This is a genomic window from Janthinobacterium agaricidamnosum (assembly GCF_003667705.1).
Taxonomy (GTDB): domain Bacteria; phylum Pseudomonadota; class Gammaproteobacteria; order Burkholderiales; family Burkholderiaceae_D; genus Janthinobacterium.
In genome coordinates this window covers 1,536,301-1,562,816 of sequence record NZ_CP033019.1, presented here as the reverse complement: position 1 = coordinate 1,562,816, position 26,516 = coordinate 1,536,301, and the positions used below count along the sequence as shown (strand labels likewise).

The following is a 26,516-nucleotide window of genomic DNA, read 5'->3' as shown; positions in this document are numbered from 1 at the left end:
GCTCCTATTGAATGTCCGGATCGGCCGGCGCTGTCTGCGTGGCCGCGTCCTGCCGCGGCCGTGGCGCGGCGGCGCCTTCCATTTTTCCTTGCAAGAAGAACTCGCCGCGGCTGGGCGCCACGTAGGCATCGGTCGGCAGCACGATTTCACTATCGAGTGGCTTGACCAGGTGCGGCGTGATGATGAAGACGAGCTCGGTGCGGTCCGTCTGGAAATCACTGCTGCGGAACAGCGCGCCCAGCACGGGGATCTCGCCCAGGAAGGGCAAGGCCTTGATATTGGTCGTCACATTGTTCTTGATCAAACCGCCGACGGCAAAACTCTGGCCATCGAACAACTGCACCGTCGTGGTGGTGCGCCGCGTGGTAAAGGCCGGCAGCACCGCGTTGGCGGCGGCGCCCCCGCCGGTGGTGATGCCGATGCCTTCGCGGTTCAGCTCCGACACTTCCGGCGCCACCTTCAGGTTGATGCGTCCGCCTTCGAGCACGGTGGGCGTGAACTTGACGGCAATGCCGAATTCCTTTTCTTCCAGCGTGATCTTGTTGGTGGTGCTGTCTTGCGCGACCGGAATGAAAATCTTGCCGCCCGCGAGGAAACTGGCTTCCTGGCCACTGATGGCCATGATGTTCGGTTCGGCCAGCACCTTGACCAGGCCGTCGCGCTTTTGCGCATCGAGCGTGAGACCGTTGCCATTCTTGCCGTTGACGGCGCCCAGCTGGCTGGGGTGGCCGCTGAGCAAGTTCGACAACAGGCCGTAGCTCCAGTTGCCGCGCGTGCCGCTGATCCCCACGCTGGCGCCCAGCTGGTCGACCAGGGTCTTCGACACTTCGGCAATTTTCACTTCCAGCATGACCTGCTGCGGCGCCGCGACCGTCAGCATATTGATGACCTTGACGCCGCCGGCGGCATTGGCAGTGCTGGCGGCGCCGTCGGCCGGCGCCGCCGCTTCGCCCGCGCCGCGCTTGGCATAGGCTTGCGCCATCTCGAGGATCTGGCTGGCCTTGACGCTGTCGCTGACCTGCCCCGACAGCACGATGCTGCCGCCGGCCGCGCCCACCTTGACGGCATGCTCGCCGGGGAAGACATAGGCCAGCTGCGCCTGCAAGCCCTCGACATCGATCTCGACTTCAATATCGACGATCACGGGGCGCTGCTGCCGGTCCCACAAGATCAGGTTGGTGCTGCCCGGGGCCAGGCCCCAGACGAACAGCTGGCTGGACGAGCCCAGCATCCTGGCGCCGGCCACGCGCGGATCGTTGACGGCGATCTGCGACACCGGCAGGCTCAGGCTGCGCAAGGTGGACTTGCCCACGGCGATGCGCACGGGCGCGCCCAGGCGGGCGATATCGGCGCCCAGCGACATGGGCGGCGCCGCGACTGGCGTCATGACGGCCTGCCGGGAAGGCGCCGCCGCGCCGGCGCTGCCGGGCCAGGCCAGGCCCGCGGCCGCGCCGCCCAAGGCCAGGGCCAGGCGCATGCCCGCACTCGAGGCGTGCTTACGAAATGTATTCATCGATCATCCTTGCTTGCCTGCTGATTTAAAATTGCTGGACGCTGGTATCCATGCCCTTGATGACGGTGACGCTGTCGCGCGCGGCAGCGCGTGCCGGCGCCGTCTGACGCCGCGCCGCGCGCACGGGCGCCGCCGCGGGCGCCAGCGCCTTCAATTCCAGCAGCGACTCCTTGGTGGCGCCGCCCGTGTCGGCGGGCGCCGGATCGACCTGGTTGCGCAGCACCAGCGACAGGCTGCCCACGCTGCGCGCCAGGTCCAGCTTTTCCACCTGCTCCGGCGTCAGCTCCAGGGTCACGGCGTTGACCACCTTGGGCTTGTTGTCGTCGCGGCCGGATTCCTGCGCCACGGCCAGCACCAGGATGCGTTCGAGCACGATCTTGGAAATGGCCAGCGGCCCGCCACCCGCCGGTCTGGCGCGGTCATCCTGCGTATGCACGAGAATGTCGACGAAGTTGCCCGGCAGCGCGAAGCCGGCCACCCCCACCACGTCGTTGACGCGCACGGTCATGGCGCGCTTGCCGGCAGCGACGATGGCCGACAGGCCACCGGTGGCGCCGGGCGGCGCGAGCTTGCTTTCCAGCACAGGCTCGCCCCTGCTGACGGCGCTGCGCGTGATGCGCCCGTCCAGCGCGCCGGCCTCGCCAAACGCCCCCGGCGGCATGGCACCCGCCGGCCAGTCCATGCCGCGCAGCATGGCCGGCGTCACCTTCGCGCCCACGCCGATATCGACCAGCGCGACCATCACCGTCTGGCTGGCCGGCGCGCCCTGCCCTGACATCCAGCGGGCGGCCGCCAGCACGGCGCCGCCCGCCATCAGCAACGCCAGCAGCAGCACGATCGCAACGCGGCTATTTCTCATGATTTATCCTCTTGGTGAAACATGGGTTTCCGCGCGCACGCGGCCATATCGCTGCCCGGCGCGTCATGCATGGCCGCCGGCCGCCAAGGCCAGGCTGATGGCGGTGCCGGCGGCAATGGCGATCGCGTACGGCAGGCTGCCGCTTGCCAGCGCGGGCGGGCCGACCTGCGGCGCCTCGCCTGCCGCGGCGCGCAGCCAGCCTTGCAGCAGCAATTGCCGGGCATTGGCCAAGGCCTGGCGCAGCGTGCCCTGGCACAGGGCGACGGCCAGCGCCAGCACGCCGCCAGCAAGCAGGCTGCACAGCACGGCAAACACGGCGGGGCGCGGGCCCAGAAACGCCCCCACCATCGCCATCAGCTTGACGTCGCCCGCGCCCAGCGCCTTCAGCGCATACATGGGCAGCAGCAAGCCCAGGCCGACGGCCAAGCCGCCCAAGGCCAGCCACGGCCCGGCCGGCGTCAGCCCTGGCAACGCCAGGCTGTTGAGCAGCACGCCGAGCAAGGCACCGGAAAAGACCAGCCGGTTGGGAATGCGCCGGCGGCGCACGTCATGCCAGACAGCGGCGGCCAGCAGCCCCCACAAGACTATGGCGGGGCTGAACGTCCAGAAAGAATGAGGGTCCATCGTGTACCTGATGCAAGCCGAGCGCATGACGGGATGCGCATCGTTGGGCGGGAAGCCGGCAGGCCAGTGCGCATGGGCAGCTGGCATGCCGGGGTGCAGCGCGGTGGGCGGGCGTCTTAGATCGCCGCGCCCGTCAACTTGGTGCCGATGGCCTTGAAGGCGCCATCGAGGCCGGTGGTGAAATAGCCGACGGCCGTGACCAGCGCCGCCGCCACCAGCGCAGCGATCAGCGCATATTCGATGGCGGTCACGCCATCTTCTTCGGCGATAAAGTTTTTAATGAAATTCATATTATTCCCTTTCAGGTCAAGTTTTAAACATGATAAAAACTGAAAATACAGTCTGAAAATAAAAACATTCACCTTGTTTTTATTTGCCAATTTCTGATGCGTGTATTTTATATAAACAAACATTAAATCGAATCAGAGAAAAGTCATTTTATGCGCAGTACAAACCATCTTAATTTTTTGTCCACATTCAGGACATATGTACTATCCCTCCGCAGGCAGGGACTCGGCCAGCCGGTTGCGGGTGGCGTACACATATAATTCCAGGCGGTTGGTGACATCGAGCTTGCTGTAGATCGATGTCAGATGATTACGCAAGGTTTGCTCCGAGATAAAAGCGCGCTGGGCTATTGCACGGTTCAGCGCGCCATTTCCCTCCACCATCATGGCAACGATCTTGCGCTCCTTCAGCGTCAGCCTGGCGATCCGCTGCTCTTCCGGATCGGGTGCCGCTTCCGGCTTGTTGAGCACCCCCAGCATGCTGTCGAGCAGCGCCGGAGCCAGGCACAACTCGCCCTGATGCAGGCGGGCGATGGCGTCGACCATTTGCTTGACGGGCGTCTCCTTGCCCACCACCGCACGCACACCGCTGCGCACGGCGCGTCCGCACTCGGCCTGGTCCTGCGTGCCGCTGAACAGCAATACGCGCGAGACGCCATTGCCGAGCAGCTGCGGCAGATAATCGATGGCGCAGGCGCCGCCGCAGCCCAGATCGGCGTCAAGCACGATGACGTCGGGACACAGGGTCCGGGCCAGCAGCAGCGCGCCGTCGATCTCGGTGGCGCTGGCCACCACCTGCATTGCCGGCTGGGCGCCGGCGAGCAGCTGCTCCAGGCCCCACAGCCAGGTTTTGTGGTCCGACACCAGCATGACGCGTATGACATTTTTTGTTGACATGCTTTACCTCTTAACGTGTAACCCATTCCCTTCGGGGAATGTTGTTGATCCGAATCGGATTGCCAGCCTCGCCCGCGCGCGCCTCTGTTGCCGCGCGCAGGGGAGGAAGTCATGGGGGCACGAAGGAAGAGGCCTTGGGCCGGCACGCGCAAACGCGGTGCGTGACCCACGCCAGCGGTCGCCGCACGCCGGGCGAGTGCCGATGGATGGACAGCGCGGCCAGGGCGGGCGCACCGCCGGCGCGCCATCGCTGCTGCCATCGCTGCTGTTGCTTACATTGCAGCATTTTTATTGCATCACCTTGCAAAACAAGTCTTTGCCTGCACGCAGGACAATCCTGACACCAAGCCTGTTTTCATACCCGCGCATATTACTCCCGGCCCTGTAGGGACGGGGGCCGCACACTTGAAATAAGGCGCTTAATTACGATTATCTTGACCTGTAATAATTTAATGGGAAGACATGCCCTTGAAAATCGATATAGAATAATCGCCAGTCAAATGGCGTAATACCATCCGCTCGACATTCTTCATCGCGGCACCTAACCGGATTAATCCCATGCGTTTAAAACAGGCCGATTCCCCTATATTCCGCAAGCAAAGCGGACAGGGCGGCGCCACCTTGCTGGAATTGGCCCTGATAACGCCGGTGTTTCTCATGCTGATAATCGGCATCATTGAATTGAGCATGGCGTATTTTGCCAATATGACCATGCAGCACGCGGTGCGCGAAGGCGCGCGCTATGCCGTCACGGGGGCCAAAGACCTCGACCCCGACAGCGCCAACCAGCAGCGCTACCAGGCCGTGATACAAAAAATACGCGACAGCTCCATGGGCATGTATGACAAGGTCAGCCCCGTGATCTCCGTCAACGGCAGCGATGCGGTCGGCGCCGCCATGTTCGGCCAGGCCGGCGATATCGTCGTCATCTCCGTCGATTGCCGCTGGGCGTTTGCCACGCCGATGATCCGGGCCCTGTTCCGCGACGGCCAGGCGCATTTCGTGGTGGCCGCCACCATGCGCAATGAAAGCTTTGGCGGCCTGTGATGCGCGCCCGCCCTCCTGCGCCGCGCGCCGCGCGCGGCATCGCCGCCGTGGAATTTGCCATCGTTCTGCCGCTGCTGGCGCTGCTGCTGTTCATGCTGGCCGACCTGTCGCGTGCCATCCAGGCCAAGACCATCCTGCTCAACATCAGCCGCGAAGGCGCCAACCTGGCCTCGCGCTCCACGTCCGACCTGAGCGGCTCGGGCCAGGCCATCATGAATGCGCTGGCCGCCAGCACGCCGCCGCTGGACATGAACAAGCGCGGCATGATCTACATCACCAAGATCATGGGCTACACGGCAAAGAACGGCTTGCGCAATATCGTGCTGGAACAATACCGCTGGGATGCCGGCGCCAGGGCCAGCGGCTACCTGCCCGCCAGCCAGGTATGGCAATGCGGCAGCTGGAGCAACGGCACGTGCACCGGCATCGCCAAGGACGAGCATGCCCCCACGGTGGCATTGATGCAGAACCAGCTGGCCGATGGCGAACTGATCTACGCCGTGGAAACGTTCTACGATTTCGACATGCTGTTCGGCACCCTGAACTTTGGCAACAGCACGACGCCCGTGCTGGGCCCCAACCTCACTTCGATGACGGTATTCTGATGCGCATTCCACACAAGCGGCAAGGCGGCCAAGTGCTGATCATGGTGGCGCTGTCGGCCGTCGTCCTGATCGCCTCGGTGGGCCTGGCCGTCGATTCCGCCCTCGGCTACTTCGTCAAGGCCAAGCTCAATGCGGCCGTCGACGCGGCCAGCCTGGCGGCGGCGCGCGGCATTACCGCGGGCAATTCGGAAGCGGAACAGCGGGACAGCGCGCGCCAGGCGGCCAGGGAGTTTTTCGACATCAATTATCCGGACAACTTCCTGCTCTCAACGCCGGTCCTCGATCCCGTCGGCGTGGTGTTCGACAGGGGTACCGTCACCATCGACGTCTCGGCCACCGCCTCGCTGCCCGTCTCGCTGATGGGCGTACTCGGTTTCAAGACCCTGAACGTGTCCGCCAGCGCGCAAACCATCCGCAAGGACCTGGACATGGTGCTGGTGATGGACACGTCGCGTTCGCTGGAAAACAATGCGGACGCCGTGCGGGCGGCAGGCAAGTCCTTCCTGAACAAATTCAATTCCACGGTCGACCGGGTCGGCTTGCTGCATTTCGCTTCGGAAGCGCAAATCGATATCCCGATCAGGCAGGTCGAGCGCGGTTTCGACCGCGACAGCATGACCATGAAAAATGGAAAGATCGATCAATTCTCGTTTGTCGGCGGCACCAATTCTTCCGCCGGCATGTTCCAGGCGCGCAAACAGCTGAACGACATCGCGCAGGTCAACCGCTCCAGCCTGCGCGTCATCGTGTTTTTTTCCGATGGCTCGCCAGCGGCGTTTTCCGCGTACTTCCCCAACAAGGACAACAAATGCAAGGACGCAGGCGGCCTCGCCACCTTTCCGAAACTGCAAAACCCGGCATTGGCGGGCCTGTACAGGATGAAAGTGAGCGACTCGCTCCAATACGGCGATTGCGCCGCCAGTCAGATCACCGGACTTCCCGCATGGTATAACGCGAATAATGACGCGGCGCTGCGCGAGTTTCCCATCGTCACCAATACGCCCCGCGTCGTGACCGCTTCCACCGCAACGGCGCAAGCGCAATGGACGAATGTGCACCGCGCCTCGCGCAACCTGGTCGAGGCGATGGCGGCAAAAGCGCGCCAGGAGGGCATTTTTGTCTTTACCCTGGGCATGGGCGCCTCGCTGAAGGCCAAGGAAGGGCCGGACAACGAGCTGGGCGAAGACTTGCTGCGCTGCCTGGCCAATACCACCGATGCAAAAGCGGCTTGCCGCAAGCCGGCCGAACCCGTGGGCCTGTACTGCTATGCGGCCACCGAAAGCGAGCTGAGCCCATGTTTCACGCGGCTCGCCTCGGCCATCCTGCGCATTTCCAAATAAGGCCAGGCCGCCCTCTAGAAGGCGAAACAGCTGCAGCCCAAGGTGCCCCAGAAGCCGGAAAAGTCACTGATCGGCACGGCCGACTTGCGCGCCCAGTCGTGCGCATGCGCATGCACGCCGCAGGCGCCCGCGCACTGGTGCGGCAGCATGGCTTGCGCCGGCCTGGCCGCGGGCCGGTAATGACCGGGCACCGTGCGCACGGGCGACCACTCGGGCAGCACGGGAATGGGCGGCGGCGCCAGGGTCGTGAATTCCGCCTGGCCGTAGACGACCTTGCCGCCCACCATGGTCAGCACGGATTCGATGGACTTGATCGCCTCTTCCGGCACCGTAAAGTAATCGGCCGACAGCACGGCCAGGTCGGCCAGCATGCCCTCGCGGATGCGCCCCTTCTTGCCTTGCTCGCTGGAAAACCAGGCGCTGCCCGCCGTCCACAGTTCCAGCGCCGTGTCGCGCGGCAACCTGCCCGCCGCATCCGTCAGGGCCAGGCCGCCCACGGTGCGCCCCGATACCAGCCAGTACAGCGCCGTCCACGGGTTGTAGCTGGCCACCCTGGTCGCATCCGTGCCGCCGCCGACGGGCACGCCCGCGTCGAGCATGCGCTGCACGGGCGGCGTGGCCTTGGCCGCCTCGGCACCATAGCGCTCGACGAAATACTCGCCCTGGAAGGCCATGCGGTGCTGGATGGCCAGGCCGCCGCCCAGCGCTTTCACGCGGTCGATATTTTTCGGGCTGATGGTTTCCGCGTGGTCGAACAGCCAGTGCAGGCCGCCGAACGGCGTGTCGCGGTTGACCTTTTCAAACACGTCGAGCATGCGGCCGATCGATTCGTCATAGGTGGCATGCAGGCGGAACGGCCAGCGCTGTTCGACCAGGTGGCGCACGACCTTTTCCAGCTCATCCTCCATGCCGGCCGCCAGCTCGGGGCGCGGTTCGAGGAAATCCTCGAAGTCGGCGGCGGAAAACACCAGCATTTCGCCGGCGCCGTTGTGGCGATAGTAATCCGTGCCATCGCCGGGTTTCACCATGCCCGTCCACTTCTGGAAGTCCTGCAATTCCGCGCCCTTGTTTTGCGTGAACAGGTTGTAGGCGATGCGGATGGTCAGCTGCTCCTTTTGCGCCAGCTCGTCGACGACCGCGTAGTCTTCCGGATAATTCTGGAAGCCGCCGCCCGCGTCGATGGCGCTGGTCAGCCCCAAGCGATTGAGTTCGCGCATGAACTGGCGCGTGGAGTTCACCTGCAATTCCAGCGGCAGCTTGGGGCCTTTCGCCAGGGTCGCATACAGGATCATGGCGTTCGGCCGGGCGATCAGCAAGCCCGTGGGATTGCCCGATGCATCGCGCACGATCTCGCCGCCGGGCGGGTTCGGCGTATTTTTATCGTAGCCGACGGCGCGCAGGGCCGCGCGGTTGAGCAAGGCGCGGTCGTACAGGTGCAGGATGAAAACGGGCGTGTCGGGCGCAGCTGCATTGATCTCATCGAGCGTGGGCATGCGCTTTTCCGCGAACTGGAATTCCGTCCAGCCGCCCACCACGCGCACCCATTGCGGGTTCGGCGTGCGCAAGGCTTGTTCCTTCAACATGCGCAGGGCGTCGGCCAGCGAGGGCACGCCTTCCCAACGCAGTTCCAGGTTGTAGTTCAAGCCGCCGCGGATCAGGTGCAGGTGCGAGTCGTTCAGGCCGGGAATCACCGTGCGGCCAGCCAGGTCGATCAGCTGCGTGGCGGGACCACGATGACGGATCACGTCTTCGACGTCGCCCACGGCGAGGAATTTGCCATCGGCGATGGCGACGGCGGACGCCAGCGGCTGCGTCCTGTCGACCGTGTGGAAACGGCCATTGAGCAAGATCGTGTTTGCGTGCATGGGAACTCCCGGATCAGGTGAAAACACGGCCCCGCCGGCGGGCGGCAGAGCCGGAGTCAGTGAAAAATCAATGGCCTTCGCTGGCGTTGAACATGGATTTGGCGTAGATCAAGCCCAGGCCATAGCCGCCGCCGTGCGCCACGGCCGTCGCCACCGTCTCGTTGTAGGTCTCGCCGCGGGCCCAGTCGCGCTGCAGTTCCAGCAGGTATTGCACGGACGTCATGGGCTGCGCGCCCGCCTGTATCATGCGCTGCATGGCCATCGCATGGGCTTCGTCGGAGACGTCGCCGCTGGCGTCGGCGATCACGTACACCTCGAAGCCCTGCTCCAGCGCCGACAGCGCAGGGCCCACGATGCAGACGGATGTCCACAGGCCGGCCAGCACGATCTTGCCCTTGCCGTAGCCATTGACCTTGTCGGCGATGCGCGCGTCTTCCCAGGTATTCATGCTGGTGCGGTCGATCGGCGCCTGCTCGGGGAAGACGGACTGGATCTCGTCAAAAATAGGGCCGGAGAACGATTTGGCGGCCACCGTCGTCAGAATCGTCGGCACCTTGAATTGCGCCGCCGCCTTGGCCACCAGGGCCGCATTGTTGCGCAGCAAGGCCAGGTCGATCGAACGGGTGGCGAACGCCATCTGCGACTGGTGGTCGATCATGATCAGGGTATGATCGTTTGGAGTCAGCAGTTTGTGGGCGGCTTGGGCGGTGGCGATAGGCATGATGTTTTCCTTAGTGAAAATAATTGAATATAAAAAAGAGAGGTCCTTGTACGGCATTTCTGCTCCTGCCCTTGCGTCACGCTGTGTGTGCCGGGCCAGTGCTATGCAGTATGGACGAGATACTTTGAAAACAAAAACGGAAAGAATGCCAAGATATGTGCAATTTTTTCGATAATGAAAAATAGCCGCTGCGGCGGCCTGTCAATCAAGGAGAAAACATGGGATTTGAATTCAGGATCGCGGCCAGCCTGGCGCCGCGCCAGCGCCAGCACCTCGAACAGCTGCTGGCGGCACTGCCGCAGGCGCCGCGCGTAACCGGCGCCGCCATGCCCGACACCGACGCCAGGCTGACGGACGCCGGCCTGTATATATGCCAGCACCTGCGCCCCGACCCGTGGCACGGCCTGGACGCCGTGCGCGGCTACCTCGAGGCGCAGGGCGTCAGCTACACCGTCGACGAGATCGACGACTAGGCTGGCTACAGCTGGCTACAGGGTTCCCTCGAGCATCAGCCGCCAGGTGCGGTAGCTGCCCGTATCGACCGTGCGCAGCAGGCTGCGCGCGCCATCCGCATACAGGCTGCGCGTGCGGTAATCCTGCCCCAGCAGGTTGGCGCCCGACAGGCGCAGGCGCAGCCTGTCGCTGACTTTCCATAGCGCGTACATATCGAGTTCGCGCTTGCCGCCCTGCCAGGCCAGCAGCTGGCCGGACTCGCGCGAGCGCCCGCCCGCCTGGTAATTCAGGTCGACGCCCAGGCTCAGGGGCAGGCGGGCCAGCTGGTAGTCCCCTCCCACGTTGGCGCTCCACGGCAATTGGCTGTCGAGGCGGCTATCGGGGCCGGGCACGGCATCGAGCCTCGACCAGTTGCGCGCCACGTTGGCCCGCAAGTCCAGCGCGGGAGCGCCCGCCCACAGCGCCGTCAAGGGCAGCTTCGCTTCCAGCGCGATCGAGCGCACGCCGGCATGGCCATGGTTGACGGGCGTGCTCACCCAGCGCCCGTTGTCCTGGTACAGGCGCTCCAGCATCACGTCGCTGATGCGCCGCAGCGAGGCGCTGGCGCCCAGCATGGCGCCCGCGCCCGGATAGTATTCATAGGCGGCATCGAGGCCCCACGCCAGCTCCGGGCGCAGCGCCGGATTGCCCTGGGTGTCGGGATTCGTGGGGCTGTTGCCATTGTCGACCGTGTACGGGCGCGGGATCAGCTCGAAAATCTGCGGCGCCTTGTAGGTGCGCGTAACGGCCAGGCGCACCTGCTGCTTGCCGCCGGACTTCCACAGGCTTTGCAGCAAGGGACTCCATACCTGCGCGCGCACGTCGACCGGCTCGCCGCCGCCCGTGGCGCTGGCCGTGCGCCAGCTTTCCCAGCGCAAGCCCAGGTACAGCGACCAATGCGCGGACAGTTCCCATTCATCCTGCGCGAACAGTGCCAGGCGCCGCACCGTGGCCGCATAGTCTTCGTCCCTGAGCACGGGCCGCCCGCCCGGCTCCAGCTGGCGTTCGCGGCGAAAATCCGTGCGCCGCCGGTGCCCGGCATCCCAGCCCGCCGCCAACGTGTGGTGCTCGCCCAGCGCGCGGCGGTAGGTGCCGCTCGCCTGCACGCCCACCTCGTCCAGGCCCGAATCGACCAGGCGCGTGATGCCCTGTCCCGGCGCCGCGCCGCGGCCCAGGAACTGATAATCATTGGCGCGGTGATTGATGCTGGCGCCCAGCTTCACGTCGAGACTGGCGCCATGGTCGAGCTTGCGCAGCCAGTGCAGGTCGCTGCGCACGGTGCTGCTGTCCTGGTTGAAATGGGCCTGGTTCTCTGGATAGGCGGTCGTGCCGCCCAGGTAAGCCGTTTCCTGTGCATGGCGGCGGCTGGCCAGGCGGCGCACGTTGACCAGGCTTTGCCAGGCCAGGCTGCCCTCCCCCGCCAGCGCCCATTGCACGCGGGGCGCCAGTTCGATGGCGTCGCTCGTCACGCGCTCGGTGAGCGGCACGTGGCGCACCACCGTGGGCGCGCCCGCTGTGTCGAATTCGCGGCTCCACTCGTCGAGCAGCGCTTCGCGTCCCGTATGGCTGAGCGTGCCGGCCAGCGCGTACGACCGGCGCCCATCCTTGTCCGACCACTGCACGGTGGCGCTGCCGGCGGGCATGCCATGGCTGGCGGACGCGCCCAGCTTGAACGTGCGTTCGCGCCGCCCGCCCGACTTTTTCAGCACGATGTTGATGGAACCGGCGATCGCCTGGGTGGAAAATTCTGCCGTGGCGGCGCGCATGATTTCCACGCGCTCGACCAGTTCCGGGTCCAGCGCGTCGAGCGAAAAGCCGGGCGCCACGGGCACGCCATCGAGCATGATCAAGGTATAGCCCTGGCCCAGGCCACGCATCTGGATTTGCCCGCCAGCGGCGCCCGCAGCCGCGCCGGACGGCCCGCCGATGGAAATGCCGGGCAGGCGCTTCAGGGCGTCGGACAGCACGCGGTCGCCCTGGCGTATCAATTCATCGTGGCCGACGACGATGGCGGCGACGGTGTCGTTGCGGCGCTGCTCCACTTTACCGGCATGGACCGTCACGGAAGGGAGAATGTCTTCGGCACGGACGTGCGCCGTCAACGGCAGCACGAAGCTGCACAATACAATACTCAATCGCATGGAGAATCCTGAAAGGGTTGTGGTGGTGTCGGCTTGCGCGTTCCCGCGCTCACCCGACCAGCGGCCAGCTCACGCTAATGGCCGAACTGCTCCTTGCGCGTGCGCAGGGCGCGCGCGGTGGCGTTGGCATCGAGACCGGCCAGCCACTGTTGCGGGTCCTGCAAGCGCCCGTCGCGGATCACCTCGAAATGCAGATGCGGCCCCGTCGCCAGGCCGGTGGCGCCCACGGTGCCGATGGCCTGCCCCGCCGTGACGGCCATGCCGGTCGTGAGCGTGACCCGGTCGAGATGGGCATACAGCGACTCGACGCCGCCGCCATGGTCGATGCGCACGACCTTGCCGAGGCGCGCATCTTCGCTGACGCTGGCGATGCCGTCGGCCGCCGCATGCACGGGCGTGCCGCGCCTGGCGCCCAGATCGATGCCGCGATGGCCCTGCGGCGTCAGCTGGCGCACCACGCCAAAGAAGCCGGTCACGCGCATGGTATCGAGGGGATTGCGCCAGAGCGCTGGCGCCGTCGCCGGCGCAGCGGGCAGGGTTGCCGGTGCGGCTGCCACGGCCCACGCCAATGCCGGCTGCAGCGCCAGGCTGGCCGCGCCGATCGCGCACAGCAGCAGCGGCGTCAGCACCCGCAGGGCCGCAGGCGGGCGTGTCTGCCCGTCACGCATGCGCAGCAGGCGCTCGGCCATGCTGCCGCCGCCGAAAGCCAGCCCCGGCAGCGGCTGCGCCTGCAATCCCAGCTGCCGGACCAGGGCCGCCGCATATTGCTGGCGCTGGCGCGCGGGGCGGCCGGCCAGAACCTGGCGGTCGCAACCGAGTTCTTGCGCCCAAGCCAGCTGGCCGGCCAGCCAGCGCGCGGCCGGATTGAACCACAGCAGCGCCTGCAGCAGATTGGCCAGCAGCAAGAGCACGGGGTCGCGCCGGCGGGCATGGGTCAGCTCATGGGCGATCACCAGCTGCCGCTGTTCCGGCGTAAATTGCGCCAGGTGCGCCGGCAACAGCAAACGCGGCCGCCACACACCCACCAGCATCGGCGAGATCGGCGCGTCCACTTCCAGCACGTCCATGCCATGCAGGCGGCGGCGCTGCGCCAGCTGCAGCAAGGCGCGCAACATGGCGTGGCCACGCTGCCAGCGCCAGGCTGCGCAAGCGACGCCCAGCAGGTAGATCAGGCCCCAGGCGGACGGCACCAGGGCCAGCCAGGAAGCAGCGGATGGCAGCCCGGCAACCGGCGCAGCCACGGCCATCGGCGCGTCGGGCGCCGCGCTGGCCAGGAACACGGGCACGCTTAGCTCGGGCACCACGCTCAGCTGGCGCGTGTCGGGCAGCAGCGGCAGCACAAACACGGCGGCCAGCACCAGCTGAGCGCCCAGCCACACGCAGCGCTGCGCCGCCAGCGCGGGCCAGCGCCGTTGCGCCAGGCTCAGCAATGCCCACAGCAGCGGGCCCGTCACGAGACAGACGGCGCTGGCCTGCAACAGCGTGAGAGAAAACAGCAGCATCGCTTATTCCTTTCCCTCGAGCGGCCAGTCCTGCAGCAGCAGCTCCAGCGCCGCCAGCTCCTGCTGGTCCACCAGTTTGCTGCCCGTAAACATACTGACCGGCAAGGGACTGTCGATTTCCATCACGCGCCGGCCAAAGTCGTGGGCGAACGCGGCCAGGGTGGCCACTTTGTCCACGTTCGCTTCATACACGAGCACGCCGTGCACGCTGCGCTGCAGCAGCATGCCCTTGTCCAGCATGCGCTCAAGCGTCTTGCGCGTGGACGAAAAAGACCAGCCCAGCTCTTCTTCCACGCGGGCATGCAATTCGCGCGCGGACAGCGGGTGGTCTTTCCACAAGGCTTTCAATAACGACAGTTCGGTGACGGAGGGCGTGCTCATGGTGCATCCTTTGAGTGACTGTTGACACAATTATGCGACAACAGTCACACGCATGCAAGCGGTATTTGCGACAACTGTCGCATGCACTGGGCGCCTGTGCTAAAACTCGTCCCACTCATCGTCCCCCGGACGCTGTTTGCCGGCTGGAACTTGCGGCGCATGGGGCGCTGCGGGCTTGACGCTCAGGCGGGCAGGCGCGCGCGCCGCCTTGGGCGGCACGGGACGGCGCACGGCGGGCCGGGGTGCCGGCGCCGCGATGGCGTCCACCTGCGCCGTCCTGAACACGCTCACCGCATCGGCCAGCCGCGCCGCCTGCTCCTGCATGGCTTCCGCAGCCGCGGCGGCCTCTTCCACCAATGAAGCGTTTTGCTGGGTCACATGGTCCATTTCGCTGATCGCCTGGTTGACTTGCTCGATACCGGCCCGCTGCTCATCGCTGGCAGACGAGATATGCCCGACGATGCTGCTGACCTTGTGCACGCTGTCGACGATCTCGTGCATGGTGTGGCCCGCCTCGTCGACCAGGCGCGCGCCGCTCTCCACCTGCGCCACCGAGTCGTTGATCAGGGCCTTGATTTCCTTCGCTGCGCCGGCTGATCTTTGGGCCAGGTTGCGCACTTCCGTGGCGACGACGGCAAAACCGCGCCCCTGCTCGCCCGCCCGGGCCGCCTCGACGGCCGCGTTCAGGGCCAGGATATTCGTCTGGAAGGCGATGCCGTCGATCACGGCGATGATGTCGACGATCTTGCGCGACGAGTCGTTGATCGAACCCATGGTATCGACCACCTGCGCTACCACGCTGCCGCCCTTGCCCGCCACGGTGGAAGCCGACGCGGCCAGACCGTTGGCTTCATGGGCATTCTGCGCGTTCTGCTGTACCGTGCTGGTCAGTTCTTCCATCGACGAGGCCGTCTCTTCCAGCGAACTGGCCTGCTGTTCCGTGCGCGCCGACAGGTCGAGGTTGCCCGAAGCGATCTGGCGCGAGGCCGTGGCGATGGCCTGCGTGCCGCCGCGCACCTCGGTGACGATGCGCAGCAGGCTGGCCGTCATCTCCTTCAATGCCTGCATCAGTTCACCCGTCTCGTCCTTCGAGCGCACTTCCACCTGTACCGTCAGGTCGCCCTGCGCCACCTGCCTGGCCACGTCGATGGCTGAACGCAACGGCCCGCTGATGTTGCGCGCCAGCCACCAGGCGATCAGGGCGGCCAGGATCAGCGCCGCCGCGCCGCCGCCCAGCAAGGTCCAGTGCGTGCGCGCCTGCAAGGCCGCCGCCGCTTCCGAGCGCTGCGCCAGCAGCACCGTTTCCGCCTGGCCGATCTCGCCCAGCAATGCGCGCATGGCATCCATGCCCTGCTTGCCCCGGCCCTCCTTTTCCAGCGCCAGCACGGGCTCGATGGCCGCCGTGCCCTGCGCCACGGCGCGCCGCATGGCGATCACGGGTTCGAGCGCGCCGGCCAGCCAGGCTTGCTTGGCGGCATCGAGCTTCGCCAGGCGCTCCTGCTGGGCAGGATTGTCGCTGGTCAGGGCGCGCGCCTTGTCCAGGTGCGCGCCGAACGCGGCCTGCCCCGCCTTGTACGGTTCCAGCGAGGCCTCCGCGCCCGTGATCACATAGCCGCGCTGCCCCGTTTCCATATTGATCAGGCTTTCCAGGATCGCGCTGTTTTCAGCGAGTACCTGGTAAGTGTGGGTATTGATGGCATTGGCGTCGGCCAGCCGCGAGACGTTCAATGTGGCGACGGTGACCAGGGCGGCCAGCAACAGGACGATGGTGGCAAAACCGCCGTACAGGCGGGTGGCGATGCGAAGATCGGCAATACGCATGATAGTCCTCCGGGAGTGAACACCCCGGCGCCACGGCGAGTCCCGCAGATGGAGTGCTACAGGCAATAATAATGAAAAACGGCATGCAAAGGCGCACCGTGGCCATGTATTTCTTTTACCTGTGGTATTGCATACTTTAAACAAACTCGGCGGTTTTTTGCCATGCTGTTATACTTCGCGTGTGCGGCACATATGACCAGTCCCCTTGCCGCTGTCTTTCGACCCCTAATCTGATTGCCTGCGACTGGCGCCCCACGATGGCGACAGGCCGATCTCACAATAAAGTTACCATGTCCTTTTCCTCCCTCGGATTGTCCGACGCTATCGTACGTGCCGTTACCGAACACGGCTACACCGTGCCGACCCCGATCCAGTCGCAGGCGATTCCCGCCGTGCTCGCTGGCGGCGACTTGCTGGCCGGTGCACAAACCGGTACCGGCAAGACGGCCGGCTTTACCCTGCCCGTGCTGCACCGCCTGTCGACCGACACGAATGGCGCTGCCATCACCAGCAACACCTCGACGCGCCCGATCCGCGCCCTGATCCTGGCACCGACGCGCGAACTCGCCGCGCAGGTCGAGGAAAGCGTGCGCGCCTACAGCAAGTACACCAAGCTGAACTCCACCGTGATCTTCGGCGGCGTCGGCATCAACCCGCAAATCAAGCAGCTCAAGCATGGCGTCGACATTCTCGTCGCCACGCCTGGCCGTTTGCTCGACCACATGGGTCAGGGCACCGTCGACCTGTCGAAAGTGGAAATCCTGATCCTGGACGAAGCCGACCGCATGCTCGACATGGGCTTCATCCGCGACATCAAGAAAGTGCTGGCCGTGCTGCCGCCGAAACGCCAGAACCTGCTGTTCTCGGCCACGTTCTCGGAAGAGATCAAGGCCCTGGCCGACGGCTTGCTGAACAAGCCGGCCATGATCGAAGTGGCGCGCCGCAATTCGACCGTAGAAGTGATCAAGCAAAAGATCCATCCCGTCGACCGCGACAAGAAGCACCCGATGCTGTCCTACCTGATCAAGTCGAACAACTGGACGCAAGTGCTGGTCTTTACGCGCACCAAGCATGGCGCGAATAAACTGGTCGAGCAGCTGGGCGCGGACGGCATCGGCGCCCTGGCCATCCACGGCAACAAGAGCCAGTCGGCGCGCACGCGCGCCCTGTCGGAATTTAAAGATGGCACCCTGCAAGTGCTGGTCGCCACCGACATCGCCGCGCGCGGTATCGATATCGACCAGTTGCCGCACGTCGTCAACTACGACTTGCCGAACATTCCGGAAGACTATGTGCACCGTATCGGCCGCACGGGCCGTGCCGGCGCCAAGGGCGAAGCCGTGTCGCTGGTCTGCGTGGATGAGCACGAAATGTTGAAAGACATCGAAAAGCTGATCAAGCAAACCCTGCCGCGCGAAGTCATCCCGGGCTTCGAGCCGGACCTGAACGCCCGCGCCCAGCCTGTGCAATTGCGCAGCGGCACCGGCGGCCACCGCAACAACAGCCGCGCGCCAGCCGGCGCCGTGGTGCGCGTGAAAACGGGCGGCAGCGGCGCCAAGCCACGCAGCGCCGGCCCATCGGGCGGCGGTGGCGGCCCATCGGGCGGCGGTGGCGGCGGCAACCGTTCGGGCAATGCGCCGCGTTCGGCCGCCAACCACCGCTCCGGCGGCCGCGGCCGCTAAAACGCGGCCTGAAAGCTACTGCGCGGGGCGCTATTGCGTTTGCGTTGCTCGCCGTACTCCAGTACGGCTGCGCTACTCGACGCAATATCACTCCCGCTCGCTACGCTTTCAGACCCCGTTTATCTTTCTTGAGATGCGCTCCCCAACCTGGTTGGCGGGCGCATTTTTCATGCACGCCACTGATTGGCAATTTGGGCTAGGATAGTATCCATCTTCCTCACCTGCGTGCCGCCATGCCGAACTTCGCTGCCAACCTCAGCATGATGTTTACCGAACTGCCTTTCCTCGACCGCTTTGCCGCCGCCAGGGAAGCGGGCTTCGATGCCGTCGAGTTTCTGTTTCCCTATGCCGTCGAGGCGCGGCAGATCGCCATGCGGCTGGAACGCCACCATCTGCAGCTGGCCGTGTTCAACTTTCCGCCCGGCGACTGGGAGCACGGCGAACGGGGCATCGCCTGCGACCCGCGCCGGGGCGAGGAATTCCGCACGAATGTGCAGCTGGCGCTCGACTATGCGCTGGCGCTGGGGGCGAAGCAGCTGCACTGCATGTCCGGCATCGTGCCGCCCGGCATGAGCCTGGAGCGTGCGCGGCAAAGCCTGATCGGCAACCTGCAATTTGCGGCCGACGCATGCCGTCCGCACGGCATCAACGTGCTGATCGAGCCGATCAACCGCTTTGACATGCCCGGTTACTTTCTGAACCATAGTCAGCAGGCGGCCGACGTCATCGCCGACTGCCAGCGCAGCAATATCTTCCTGCAGTACGACATTTATCACATGCAGCGCATGGAGGGCGAGCTGAGCAACACTATCCGCGCCCTGCTGCCCCTGATCCGCCACATCCAGATCGCCGACACGCCGGGCCGCCACGAACCGGGCACGGGCGAGATCAATTACCGCCACCTGTTCAAGCTGCTCGACCAGGTCGGCTACGTGGGCTGGGTCGGCTGCGAATACCGTCCCGCCAGCGACACCGTGGCTGGATTGGGCTGGCGCGAACAATTGACCACCACCACGGGCACAACAGGCGCCTGATCGCAGCGCGCTTGCGCCCGCACAAGGCGGGCAACACAGGCCGGCACGACAATACCTTTCCATACAGTATTTCCTGTCGAGAGGTGACGTGTCCACCCTGCCCGCCCGCCATCGCCGCGCCCTTTGCCTCAACCTGTACCTGAGCCTCTTCCTGGCCGTCGTGCTGTGCGGCTGCGCCAGTGCGCGCACCGACCTGGCGCAAGTGCGCGCCCTGGCCGCCGGCACCGATGCCTTGACGGCCTTCGGCGAACTGTCGCAGCGCCACGTGGACAGCTACCAGCGCGCCCGCCCCTATCTGTCGCCCGCCGAAGACGCGCGCGAGCGCCTGCTCGATGCGCAGCGCCGCGCCGCACAAGCGGACGTCGCGCGCCTGGCGCAGGCCGTGCGCCTGTATCTGCAGGCGCTGGGCCGGCTGGCGAATGCCGATGCGTACGACGTGCAGCCGGAACTGGCCGGCGCCGGCGCCGCCATCCGCGCCTGGCCCGGCAGCGGCATCGACGACCGCCATGTCAGCGCCTACACCCTGTTGCTGCAGCAACTGTCGCGCCTGGGCGGCGCGGCCAGCCAGCAGGCGCACCTGGCGCAAGTGCTGCACGACGGCGACGCGCCGCTGCAAGCCCTGCTGGCAGCGCTCGACAGCTTGCTGGCGCTGTACGACAAAAGCGGCGACAACGAGCGCGACATGGTGCTCGGCCTGCTCGACGTGGAAATCGCGTTTGCCGACACGCCGCAGCAGCGCCTGCTGGCCGTGCTGGCGAAAACCATGCAGCAAAGTAAAACCGAAGAATACCGGCTGCTTGGCTTGCGCCACACGCTGGCGCGCCGGCAACTGGCGGCACTGGCGCGCGACCACGCACAGCTGGCCGCCGCCCTCACCACCACGGAGGCAAGATGGACGGATCGGTAGGCAGGAGCAGCGGCAGCGAACGCCGCGAAGCGGCTCTCAGCAGCGCCATGCGCGTCGAGCAACTGGCCGACAGCCTGTCGCAGGCGGCCGTCACCTTGCACGGCGCCGTCATGCGCGCCATCCGCAAGCGCGCCAGCCAGGGAGAAAACGGCATTAGCCACAGCCAGGCACAAGCCGTCTTCGCCCTGGAAGTAGCCTTGCGCCAGCAAGCCAACCAGCTGTATGCCGATGCCGCCGGGCATACGGTAATGGGCCTGGAAACGGCGCAGCGCCAGCTCAGCGGCCTGCTCGACACGGTGCGCCTTCGCATCGCCCGCAACGACGATGTGCGGCACTGGATCAGCCTGTCGACGAGTTTGTTACATCTGGGCAGTGCCGTCCTGGCCGGCAATCCCGAGCGCATCCTCAGCACGCTGGGCAAGGTGCGTGAGCGGCTGCAAGAGATGGCGCCGGACTGATTGAAATCGGCCGGCGAGCGCCTATACTGGGACGTCCCCGCCTGGCAATCGTGCCTGCGGGGCGATTGCCAGAGGAGACCAACATGCGTATCGAACCGTATTTGCAATTCAATGGAAACTGCGCGCAAGCGCTGGAATACTACCGGCAGCACCTGCATGGCACGGACCTGTGCCTGATGCCGTATCGCGGCACGCCGATGCAGGAGCAAGTCAAGGAAGACTGGTATGACAAGATCATGCACGGCTCCGTGCAGCTGGGTCCCACCATGCTGATGGGCTCTGACGGCGGCTGCGACGAGGGCGCCAAGGGCATGAGCGGCAGCTCGATCTGCCTGACCGTCGACACGCCGGAGGAGGCGGAACGGGCCTTCGCCGCGCTGGCGCGTGACGGCGCCATCCAGATGCCCATGGAAGAAACGTTTTGGGCCAAACGCTTCGGCATGCTGAAAGACCAGTTCGGCGTGGCCTGGATGGTCAACTGCCTGAAAGAGCCAGCATAGAACGGCCCGCGCCTGCCTGCGCCGCGTCAAACGCGGCGCGGGTAGTAGCGCAAGCAGAAGCGCCCATCCTGGACTACCATAGAGGAGAGACTCCTATCGGGGACAGCCATGAATGGATTGCCGCAAGACCAGCTACAGCGCCTGCAAGGCGTGCTGGAGCAACGCAAGCTGGCGTTGCTGGAACAGATAGAGAACGAAGCGGCCGAAGCGGACGCGCGCGCCTCGCTGCTCAATGAAATCGAAGCCTCGCCGGCCGACAACGCCAGCGTGCGCACCTTGAACGCCCTCGTCAGCGAAGCGGCCGAGCACAATCAGGCGCAACTGGCCATCATCAAGCACGCGCTGGCGAAGTTTGCCGACGGCAGCTACGGCCTGTGCGACAACTGCGGCGAAGCCATCGGCCTGTCGCGCCTGAACGCCCGCCCCGAAGCGCGCCTGTGCATCGATTGCCAGACCCGGCTGGAAAAGGCCCGGCGCGCCATAACATGACCCTAGCTTAACGGCGGCACGACAACAAAGGGCAAGGCATCGCTGCCCTGCCCCCTGTTTTCCAGCGTAATTACCATGCTGCCTGCCGTCCTCCGCCAGCGTCTATGCGCCGGCTGGGTGGATGGGTCTCCTCTACTGCCATTGCCTCTATGCAAGCTGTACGCTTGCTTAACTCATGTGCTGTCCGCCATTGATGGCGATGTTGGCGCCCGTGACGAATGCCGCCTCGTCGGACGCCAGGTAAGCGACCAGGGCCGCCACCTCGTCCGGCTCGCCCAGGCGGCCCAGGGGGATTTGCGGCAAGATCTTCGTTTCCAGGATATCGGCCGGCACGGCCGTCACCATCTGCGTGCGCAGGTAGCCGGGCGACACGGTGTTGACGGTGATGCCGTGGCGCGCCACTTCCAGCGCCAGCGCCTTGCTGAAGCCATGCACACCGGCCTTGGCGGCCGCGTAGTTGCACTGGCCAAACGCGCCCTTCTGGCCATTGACGGACGAGATATTGATGATGCGTCCCCATTTCTTTTCCAGCATGGGTTCCAGCACCTGCTTGCTCATGTTGAACAGGCTGTCGAGATTGGTCCGCATCACCTCGGACCAGTGCGGCAACTCCATCTTGCGCATGCTCTGGTCGCGCGTGATGCCGGCGTTATTGACCAGCACATCGATGCGGCCGAACTGCGCCAGCACCTTGCCGACGGCTTCGCTGCAGGCAGCAAAGTCCGTCACGTCAAGGGCCAGCGGATGAAAATAATACTGCTGCGCCTGCTGCTCGTCGAGCCAGCTTTCCACCCGCGTGTTGCCCGGCGTATGCGCCGCCACGACGGCAAAGCCCGCCGCATGCAGGCGCCGGCACAAGGCCGTGCCCAGGCCGCCCATGCCGCCCGTGACCAGCGCTACCTTTTGTTCCTTCATGACTGTCTCTCCCCGCTTGTTATGGTTGTTCTGCGTGGCATCAAGTGTAGGAGCAGTTTTTATTGCCAGCCTTGCGCCAGATCAAGTGCCCAGCCTGATGCAGTCGTGCGCGGCCGGCACCCCGGACTGTGCCAGAATGGCCCCTACTGCACAGCGAGAGGACAGGCCATGACGTACAAAACCGTATTGCTCCACATCGACGACAGCGCCGGGCGCGCCGCCCGCATCGAAGCGGCGGCCAGCATCGCCCAGGCGTGCGGCGGCCACCTGACGGGCGTGGCGCTGACGGGCGTGTCGCGCCTGCTGTACCAGCACCAGCCCGACCTCGATGCGGACCCGAACCTGAGCTTGCATCTGAATTTCCTGCGCGACCGCGCCACGCGCGCCCTCGACGGTTTCGAGCAACAGGTGCGCGCGGCAGGCGTCGCCTCGTTCGAACAGCGCGTCGTCGACGACGAAGCGGCGGGCGGCATCAGCCTGCTGGCCCGCTATGCGGACCTGGTCGTCATCAGCCAATACAATGCCAAGGATAAATCGCCGTCCGTGATGCGCGACTTTCCCGCCTATGTGCTGCTGCATTCGGGCCGACCCGTGCTGATCGTGCCGTATGCGCCGCCGCTGCCCCTGCTGGCGCCGCCGGCAGCGGCGCGCAATGTGCTCATTTCCTGGAACGCCAGCAAGGAAGCGAGCCGCGCCGTGACCGCCGCGCTGCCCCTGCTGCAGCGCGCCGGGCAAGTCCACGTGGCCATCTTCGACGCCCAGGTGCATGCGGCCGAGCACGGCGAACAGCCGGGCGCGGAACTGGTGCACTACCTGGCGCGCCACGGCGTGGAAGCGCGGCTGCATTTGCTCGATGGGGGTGGCGTGCGGCGCGGCGATATCGGCGAAGCGCTGCTGTCGCAGGCCGCCGACCTGTCGGCCGACTTGCTGGTGATGGGAGCATATGGCCATTCGCGCCTGCGCGAAACCATCCTCGGCGGCGTCACGCGCACGATTCTGCAGAGCATGACGATCCCCGTGCTGATGGCGCACTAGGCCGTTGGAAAGACGGCAGGGCTAGCTACCCTGCCAGGGCTGGCTGCGGATCTTCGCCACCTGGCGCTGCGCCAGCCACTGCCACAGCTGCAGCGCGTCGTGCTGCGGCAGGGCCGACATGTGGCGCGGACTGGCCAGGGCAATTTCGCAATCGCGGTCCGACCATTCCTCGAAAGTGACTTCGCCTCCGCTAGCGACTTCGACCTGATACATCAAGCCGTCGTCGTAGCCAAAGCGCAACAATACGGCGGCCGGGCTGCCGTCCGGCGTGACGGCGCCGCCGCGGTACACCTCGGCCAGCGCATCGGCCAGCTGTGCCGGCGAGGGCGCACAGATGTCGCGCCCATCGGCCCGTGTCAGAATGAACCATGCCTGTGTCATGACGCGCCCTCCTATCCATACTCGTTAGCATGCGAGGCAAGTACTACGGGCAGTCACCTTGGTCCAGTGTCACTTCGGGCGCGCGGAAACTATCCCTGTCGGCATTGTTTACCAATAATTACTCATACTAACAAGGATCATACCTAAATTTCGTGCAGCGCGGAATTTATGCATATGGCACCACAGAGGCGTTGATTCACGCCACCAGCACGGGAATGCTGAGCGGATCGAAGTCATGCCAGTCGCCATTGGCGATCGTGCCTTCCGCTTCCTCGATATGCTCGGCGCCCAGCCGGTGCAGTGTCTCGAGCGCCCGTTCGCGCTCTTCGAGGCCGCCCAGCGCCACGGCGATCAGCATGCCCGGATGGCGCGGCTGGCGGTGATTTTCGCCATGTTTCTCGGGCTCGCCCGCCTCCTTCATCTTGTTGAAACTGTAGAGTGAGCCCACATGGGCGCCCACCAGCGCGCCCACCACCGGCCCCAGCGGCCCCGTCGCCAGCGTGGTGGCAGCGCCGATGCCGGCACCGACGGCGGCACCGACGGCCACGCCCTCGACCACGCCTTCCGGCGTCTCCTTGGCGCCCGGCGAGACGTCGCGGTCGCCGCCGAGCGCATGCAAATCATGCTGGCCCGGCTGGTTGACAAAGAAGGCGCTGATGCGGCTGTCAGGAAAACCCGCCTGGTTCAGGGCGGCGCGCGCGGCGTCTATCTGCTCCTGCAACTGAAAATGACCTGCGATGATGCGTGACATGATACGGCCCTCCTGGTCGGCTGCGGGCGCCCCGTGCGCCACTCCGATAGCGTGCGCCGGAGAACGCCAAGATACCGTTCGCTTGCGCACACAGCCCAGAAATCCTCAGGCCGGTGCCCCATATGGGCTGCGGATATCGGACAGGAATTGCTGTGCGCGCACATGTTGCGGCCGCGCAAAGAAATCGTCGGGCGTGGCCCGTTCCAGCACTTGCCCGTGGTCCATGAACCAGACGCGGTCCGCCACTTCGCGCGCGAAACCCATCTCGTGCGTCACGCACACCATCGTCATGCCGCCGTGCGCCAGGTCGCGCATCACTTGCAGCACCTCGCCCACCATTTCCGGGTCCAGCGCGCTGGTCGGCTCGTCGAACAGCATCAGCGGCGGCTGCATGGCCAGCGCGCGGGCAATCGCCACCCGCTGCTGCTGCCCGCCCGACAAGGCCGCCGGCATGGCGCGCGCCTTGTGCGCCAGGCCCACGCGCTCCAGCAGGGCCAGCGCCCGCTCCTCGGCTTCGCGCCGGGTGAGGCCGCGCAAGCGCTGCGGCGCCAGCGCGCAATTGTCCAGCACGGATAAATGGGGAAACAGGTTGAATTGCTGGAACACAAAGCCGATATGCGAGCGGAAGGCATTCACGTCCAGCCCCGGCGCGTGGATATCCTGGCCCGCCACCGCGATGCGCCCTGAGGCGATCGGCTCCAGGCGGTTGATGGTGCGGATCAGGGTCGACTTGCCGGAGCCGGACGGTCCGCACACGACCAGCACCTCGCCCTTGGCCACGTGTTCATTGATCTCGCGCAAGGCGTGATAGTCGCGATAGTATTTGTTGACGTTGTCAAAGGTAATCATGCTGCCGCTTTCAGGAGACGCGCCTGGCGCCGCTCGAGCCAGAAGGCGGCGCGCGACAGGCTGAAACACAAGACAAAATACGTCATGCCCAGCAGGAAATACACTTGCACGGGCTTGGTCAGCACGAGGCCGTTCACTTGCGAAGCGATGAACGACACCTCGGCCAGGCCGATGATGTACCCGAGAGAGGTTTCCTTGATGGTCGAGACGAACTGGTTGACCAGCGAGGGCAGCATGTGGCGCAGCGCCTGCGGCAGCACCACCGAGCGCATGCTGTCCAGATAATTCAGGCCCAGCGAGCGGGCCGCCTCCACCTGCCCGCGCGGCACGGCTTGCACGCCGGCGCGCACAATTTCCGCCAGATAAATGCAGTCGAAGATGACGAGGGCGGCCAGCATGGTGCCGAATTGCCCGCTTTCATGTCCCGTGATACTGGGCAGGAAGAAATACGCCCAGAAGATGACCAACAGCAAGGGGATGCCCCGCACCACGTGGATCAGTAAGGCGACGGGCCAGCGCAGCAGGTGCCAGGGACTCAGGCGCGCCAGCCCCAGCAGCAGGCCGAAGGGCAGGCTCAGCACCAGCGCCAGGCTGGCCAGCACGACCGTCAGCGCCAGGCCGCCCAGCGGCCCCTCGGGATAGCGTCCCACGAGGAAATACAGCCAGTAATCATGGAGGAGTTCCAGCATCAGGACACCTTCTTTTGCAGCAAGGCCGCCAGGCCGGCGATCAGCAGCGAGACGGCCAGGTAGGCCGCGCTGGCGAAGACGAAGGCATCGACGCTGCGGAACGAGGCCGCTTCCACGCGCTGCGTCTGGTACATCAGCTCGGCCACGCCGATGACGGTGGCGATGCTGGTGTTTTGCCACAGGGTCAGGGTTTGCGACAGCAGCGGCGGCGCGGCCAGCCGCAGCGCCTGCGGCACGATGCACAGGCGCATGGTGGCAAGAAAACTGAAGCCCAGCGCCCGGCCCGCCTCGAATTGCTGGGCGGGGATGGCGCGGATGCCGCTGCGGATGTCTTCCGCCATGTAGGCGGCCGTATATAAAGTCAGGGCCGTGACGGCGCTGACGGCTTCGATATTGCCGGCATACAAACGCTCCTTCCAGGCATCGGGCAACAATTCGGGCGCGCCGAAATACCAGAACAGGAAGTGGGCCAGCAAGGGCACGTTGCGGATCAGCTCGACATACGCGGCGCCCAGGCCATTGAGCAGGCGCGACGGGGCCAGCCGCAGCATGGCCACGCCGCAGGCCAGCGGCAAAGACAAGAGCAAGGTGATGCCCATCAGTTGCAAGGACAGCAGCAAGCCGGAAACGAGCCAGTCGCGGTAGTCGCCGGCCAGCAAAAAGGTCAGATCAAATTGGAACATGATGGTGAAATATCATTGATGCTTAAGAAAACCGTAGCGAGCGGCAGT

Annotated in this window: 28 protein-coding genes; 11 read left to right on the top strand and 17 right to left on the bottom strand. The window is 65.4% G+C overall.

Annotated elements, in window-relative coordinates; all coding sequences use genetic code 11:
* Positions 1-4 precede the first annotated feature (4 nt).
* The 5 genes from D9M09_RS07190 to D9M09_RS07170 all read right to left on the bottom strand — a co-directional run bounded on the left by D9M09_RS07190 (position 5) and on the right by D9M09_RS07170 (position 4,180).
* The gene (locus D9M09_RS07190; RefSeq protein WP_121668932.1) at positions 5-1,513 is read right to left on the bottom strand and encodes a type II and III secretion system protein family protein; all 1,509 of its coding nucleotides are present in this window, start codon (positions 1,511-1,513) and stop codon (positions 5-7) included.
* Positions 1,514-1,538: 25 nt separating this feature from the next.
* Positions 1,539-2,372, bottom strand: a complete 834-nt coding sequence (gene cpaB / locus D9M09_RS07185) for a Flp pilus assembly protein CpaB (RefSeq protein ID WP_070312942.1) — start codon at positions 2,370-2,372, stop codon at positions 1,539-1,541.
* A 63-nt stretch (positions 2,373-2,435) separates the two neighbouring features.
* Entirely contained in the window at positions 2,436-2,996 is a 561-nt protein-coding gene (locus D9M09_RS07180; protein ID WP_121668931.1) for an A24 family peptidase, read from the bottom strand.
* A gap of 116 nt (positions 2,997-3,112) precedes the next feature.
* Positions 3,113-3,286, bottom strand: coding sequence for a Flp family type IVb pilin (locus D9M09_RS07175; RefSeq protein WP_071650303.1), 174 nt, complete (start codon positions 3,284-3,286; stop codon positions 3,113-3,115).
* Between the two features lie 201 nt (positions 3,287-3,487).
* Positions 3,488-4,180 carry a LuxR C-terminal-related transcriptional regulator gene (locus D9M09_RS07170; RefSeq protein WP_230505922.1) on the bottom strand — a complete coding sequence of 231 codons (693 nt, stop codon included), beginning with the start codon at positions 4,178-4,180 and terminating at the stop codon, positions 3,488-3,490.
* Positions 4,181-4,738: 558 nt separating this feature from the next.
* On the opposite strand from D9M09_RS07170, the gene D9M09_RS07165 reads away from it, so the two are divergent.
* The 3 genes from D9M09_RS07165 to D9M09_RS07155 are packed head-to-tail and all read left to right on the top strand — an operon-like array spanning position 4,739 to position 7,172.
* The gene (locus D9M09_RS07165; protein WP_070224959.1) at positions 4,739-5,227 is read left to right on the top strand and encodes a TadE/TadG family type IV pilus assembly protein; all 489 of its coding nucleotides are present in this window, start codon (positions 4,739-4,741) and stop codon (positions 5,225-5,227) included.
* Positions 5,227-5,832, top strand: a complete 606-nt coding sequence (locus tag D9M09_RS07160) for a TadE/TadG family type IV pilus assembly protein (protein WP_070312945.1) — start codon at positions 5,227-5,229, stop codon at positions 5,830-5,832. Before D9M09_RS07165 ends, D9M09_RS07160 begins: the two co-directional genes overlap by 1 nt.
* A complete protein-coding gene (locus D9M09_RS07155; protein ID WP_121668929.1) occupies positions 5,832-7,172 on the top strand; it encodes a vWA domain-containing protein in 1,341 nt (446 codons plus the stop codon). Before D9M09_RS07160 ends, D9M09_RS07155 begins: the two co-directional genes overlap by 1 nt.
* 14 nt (positions 7,173-7,186) lie before the next feature.
* On the opposite strand, the gene D9M09_RS07150 is transcribed toward D9M09_RS07155, so the two are convergent.
* Positions 7,187-9,037, bottom strand: a complete 1,851-nt coding sequence (locus D9M09_RS07150) for an amidohydrolase (protein WP_121668928.1) — start codon at positions 9,035-9,037, stop codon at positions 7,187-7,189.
* A 67-nt stretch (positions 9,038-9,104) separates the two neighbouring features.
* Positions 9,105-9,758 (bottom strand): hydrolase, encoded by a 654-nt coding sequence (locus D9M09_RS07145; protein ID WP_070224955.1) that lies wholly within the window; start codon positions 9,756-9,758, stop codon positions 9,105-9,107.
* Between the two features lie 218 nt (positions 9,759-9,976).
* Between D9M09_RS07145 and D9M09_RS07140 the strand changes: the two genes are divergently transcribed.
* On the top strand, positions 9,977-10,231 hold the full coding sequence (locus tag D9M09_RS07140; protein ID WP_070224954.1) for a hypothetical protein: 255 nt from the start codon (positions 9,977-9,979) through the stop codon (positions 10,229-10,231).
* Positions 10,232-10,246: 15 nt separating this feature from the next.
* On the opposite strand, the gene D9M09_RS07135 is transcribed toward D9M09_RS07140, so the two are convergent.
* From D9M09_RS07135 to D9M09_RS07120, 4 genes are all read right to left on the bottom strand, one after another.
* Positions 10,247-12,391, bottom strand: coding sequence for a TonB-dependent receptor plug domain-containing protein (locus D9M09_RS07135; RefSeq protein WP_121668927.1), 2,145 nt, complete (start codon positions 12,389-12,391; stop codon positions 10,247-10,249).
* Between the two features lie 74 nt (positions 12,392-12,465).
* Positions 12,466-13,893 carry a M23/M56 family metallopeptidase gene (locus D9M09_RS07130; protein WP_121668926.1) on the bottom strand — a complete coding sequence of 476 codons (1,428 nt, stop codon included), beginning with the start codon at positions 13,891-13,893 and terminating at the stop codon, positions 12,466-12,468.
* 3 nt (positions 13,894-13,896) lie between these two features.
* Positions 13,897-14,274, bottom strand: coding sequence for a BlaI/MecI/CopY family transcriptional regulator (locus D9M09_RS07125; RefSeq protein ID WP_099409880.1), 378 nt, complete (start codon positions 14,272-14,274; stop codon positions 13,897-13,899).
* A gap of 99 nt (positions 14,275-14,373) precedes the next feature.
* Positions 14,374-16,095: a methyl-accepting chemotaxis protein gene (locus tag D9M09_RS07120; RefSeq protein WP_121668925.1), complete on the bottom strand. Its 1,722-nt coding sequence runs from the start codon at positions 16,093-16,095 to the stop codon at positions 14,374-14,376.
* Positions 16,096-16,385: 290 nt separating this feature from the next.
* Here D9M09_RS07120 and D9M09_RS07115 point away from each other — a divergent pair, with 290 nt between their 5' ends.
* The 6 genes from D9M09_RS07115 (at position 16,386) to D9M09_RS07090 (ending at position 21,165) form a co-directional block, all read left to right on the top strand.
* Positions 16,386-17,777, top strand: a complete 1,392-nt coding sequence (locus D9M09_RS07115; RefSeq protein ID WP_121668924.1) for a DEAD/DEAH box helicase — start codon at positions 16,386-16,388, stop codon at positions 17,775-17,777.
* 233 nt (positions 17,778-18,010) lie between these two features.
* The gene (gene otnI / locus D9M09_RS07110) at positions 18,011-18,811 is read left to right on the top strand and encodes a 2-oxo-tetronate isomerase (protein WP_121668923.1); all 801 of its coding nucleotides are present in this window, start codon (positions 18,011-18,013) and stop codon (positions 18,809-18,811) included.
* An 88-nt stretch (positions 18,812-18,899) separates the two neighbouring features.
* Positions 18,900-19,718 carry a hypothetical protein gene (locus D9M09_RS07105; protein ID WP_121668922.1) on the top strand — a complete coding sequence of 273 codons (819 nt, stop codon included), beginning with the start codon at positions 18,900-18,902 and terminating at the stop codon, positions 19,716-19,718.
* Entirely contained in the window at positions 19,703-20,176 is a 474-nt protein-coding gene (locus tag D9M09_RS07100) for a hypothetical protein (protein WP_083287293.1), read from the top strand. Before D9M09_RS07105 ends, D9M09_RS07100 begins: the two co-directional genes overlap by 16 nt.
* Positions 20,177-20,259: 83 nt before the next feature.
* On the top strand, positions 20,260-20,676 hold the full coding sequence (locus tag D9M09_RS07095; protein WP_070224947.1) for a VOC family protein: 417 nt from the start codon (positions 20,260-20,262) through the stop codon (positions 20,674-20,676).
* 108 nt (positions 20,677-20,784) lie between these two features.
* A complete protein-coding gene (locus D9M09_RS07090) occupies positions 20,785-21,165 on the top strand; it encodes a TraR/DksA family transcriptional regulator (protein ID WP_070224946.1) in 381 nt (126 codons plus the stop codon).
* A gap of 168 nt (positions 21,166-21,333) precedes the next feature.
* Here D9M09_RS07090 and phbB read toward each other — a convergent pair whose 3' ends face one another.
* Entirely contained in the window at positions 21,334-22,080 is a 747-nt protein-coding gene (gene phbB, locus D9M09_RS07085; RefSeq protein ID WP_070224945.1) for an acetoacetyl-CoA reductase, read from the bottom strand.
* 168 nt (positions 22,081-22,248) lie between these two features.
* On the opposite strand from phbB, the gene D9M09_RS07080 reads away from it, so the two are divergent.
* A complete protein-coding gene (locus D9M09_RS07080) occupies positions 22,249-23,115 on the top strand; it encodes a universal stress protein (RefSeq protein ID WP_121668921.1) in 867 nt (288 codons plus the stop codon).
* 21 nt (positions 23,116-23,136) lie between these two features.
* Here the strand turns inward: D9M09_RS07080 and D9M09_RS07075 are convergent, their stop codons facing one another.
* The 5 genes from D9M09_RS07075 to D9M09_RS07055 form a co-directional block, all read right to left on the bottom strand.
* Positions 23,137-23,496 carry a hypothetical protein gene (locus D9M09_RS07075; RefSeq protein ID WP_121668920.1) on the bottom strand — a complete coding sequence of 120 codons (360 nt, stop codon included), beginning with the start codon at positions 23,494-23,496 and terminating at the stop codon, positions 23,137-23,139.
* Positions 23,497-23,692: 196 nt separating this feature from the next.
* Positions 23,693-24,247: a glycine zipper domain-containing protein gene (locus D9M09_RS07070; RefSeq protein WP_070224942.1), complete on the bottom strand. Its 555-nt coding sequence runs from the start codon at positions 24,245-24,247 to the stop codon at positions 23,693-23,695.
* Positions 24,248-24,352: 105 nt separating this feature from the next.
* Positions 24,353-25,096, bottom strand: coding sequence for an amino acid ABC transporter ATP-binding protein (locus tag D9M09_RS07065; RefSeq protein WP_121668919.1), 744 nt, complete (start codon positions 25,094-25,096; stop codon positions 24,353-24,355).
* The gene (locus tag D9M09_RS07060; protein WP_121668918.1) at positions 25,093-25,785 is read right to left on the bottom strand and encodes an amino acid ABC transporter permease; all 693 of its coding nucleotides are present in this window, start codon (positions 25,783-25,785) and stop codon (positions 25,093-25,095) included. The genes D9M09_RS07065 and D9M09_RS07060 overlap by 4 nt, the downstream gene beginning before the upstream one ends.
* The gene (locus tag D9M09_RS07055) at positions 25,785-26,468 is read right to left on the bottom strand and encodes an amino acid ABC transporter permease (protein WP_121668917.1); all 684 of its coding nucleotides are present in this window, start codon (positions 26,466-26,468) and stop codon (positions 25,785-25,787) included. Before D9M09_RS07055 ends, D9M09_RS07060 begins: the two co-directional genes overlap by 1 nt.
* Positions 26,469-26,516: the final 48 nt, after the last annotated feature.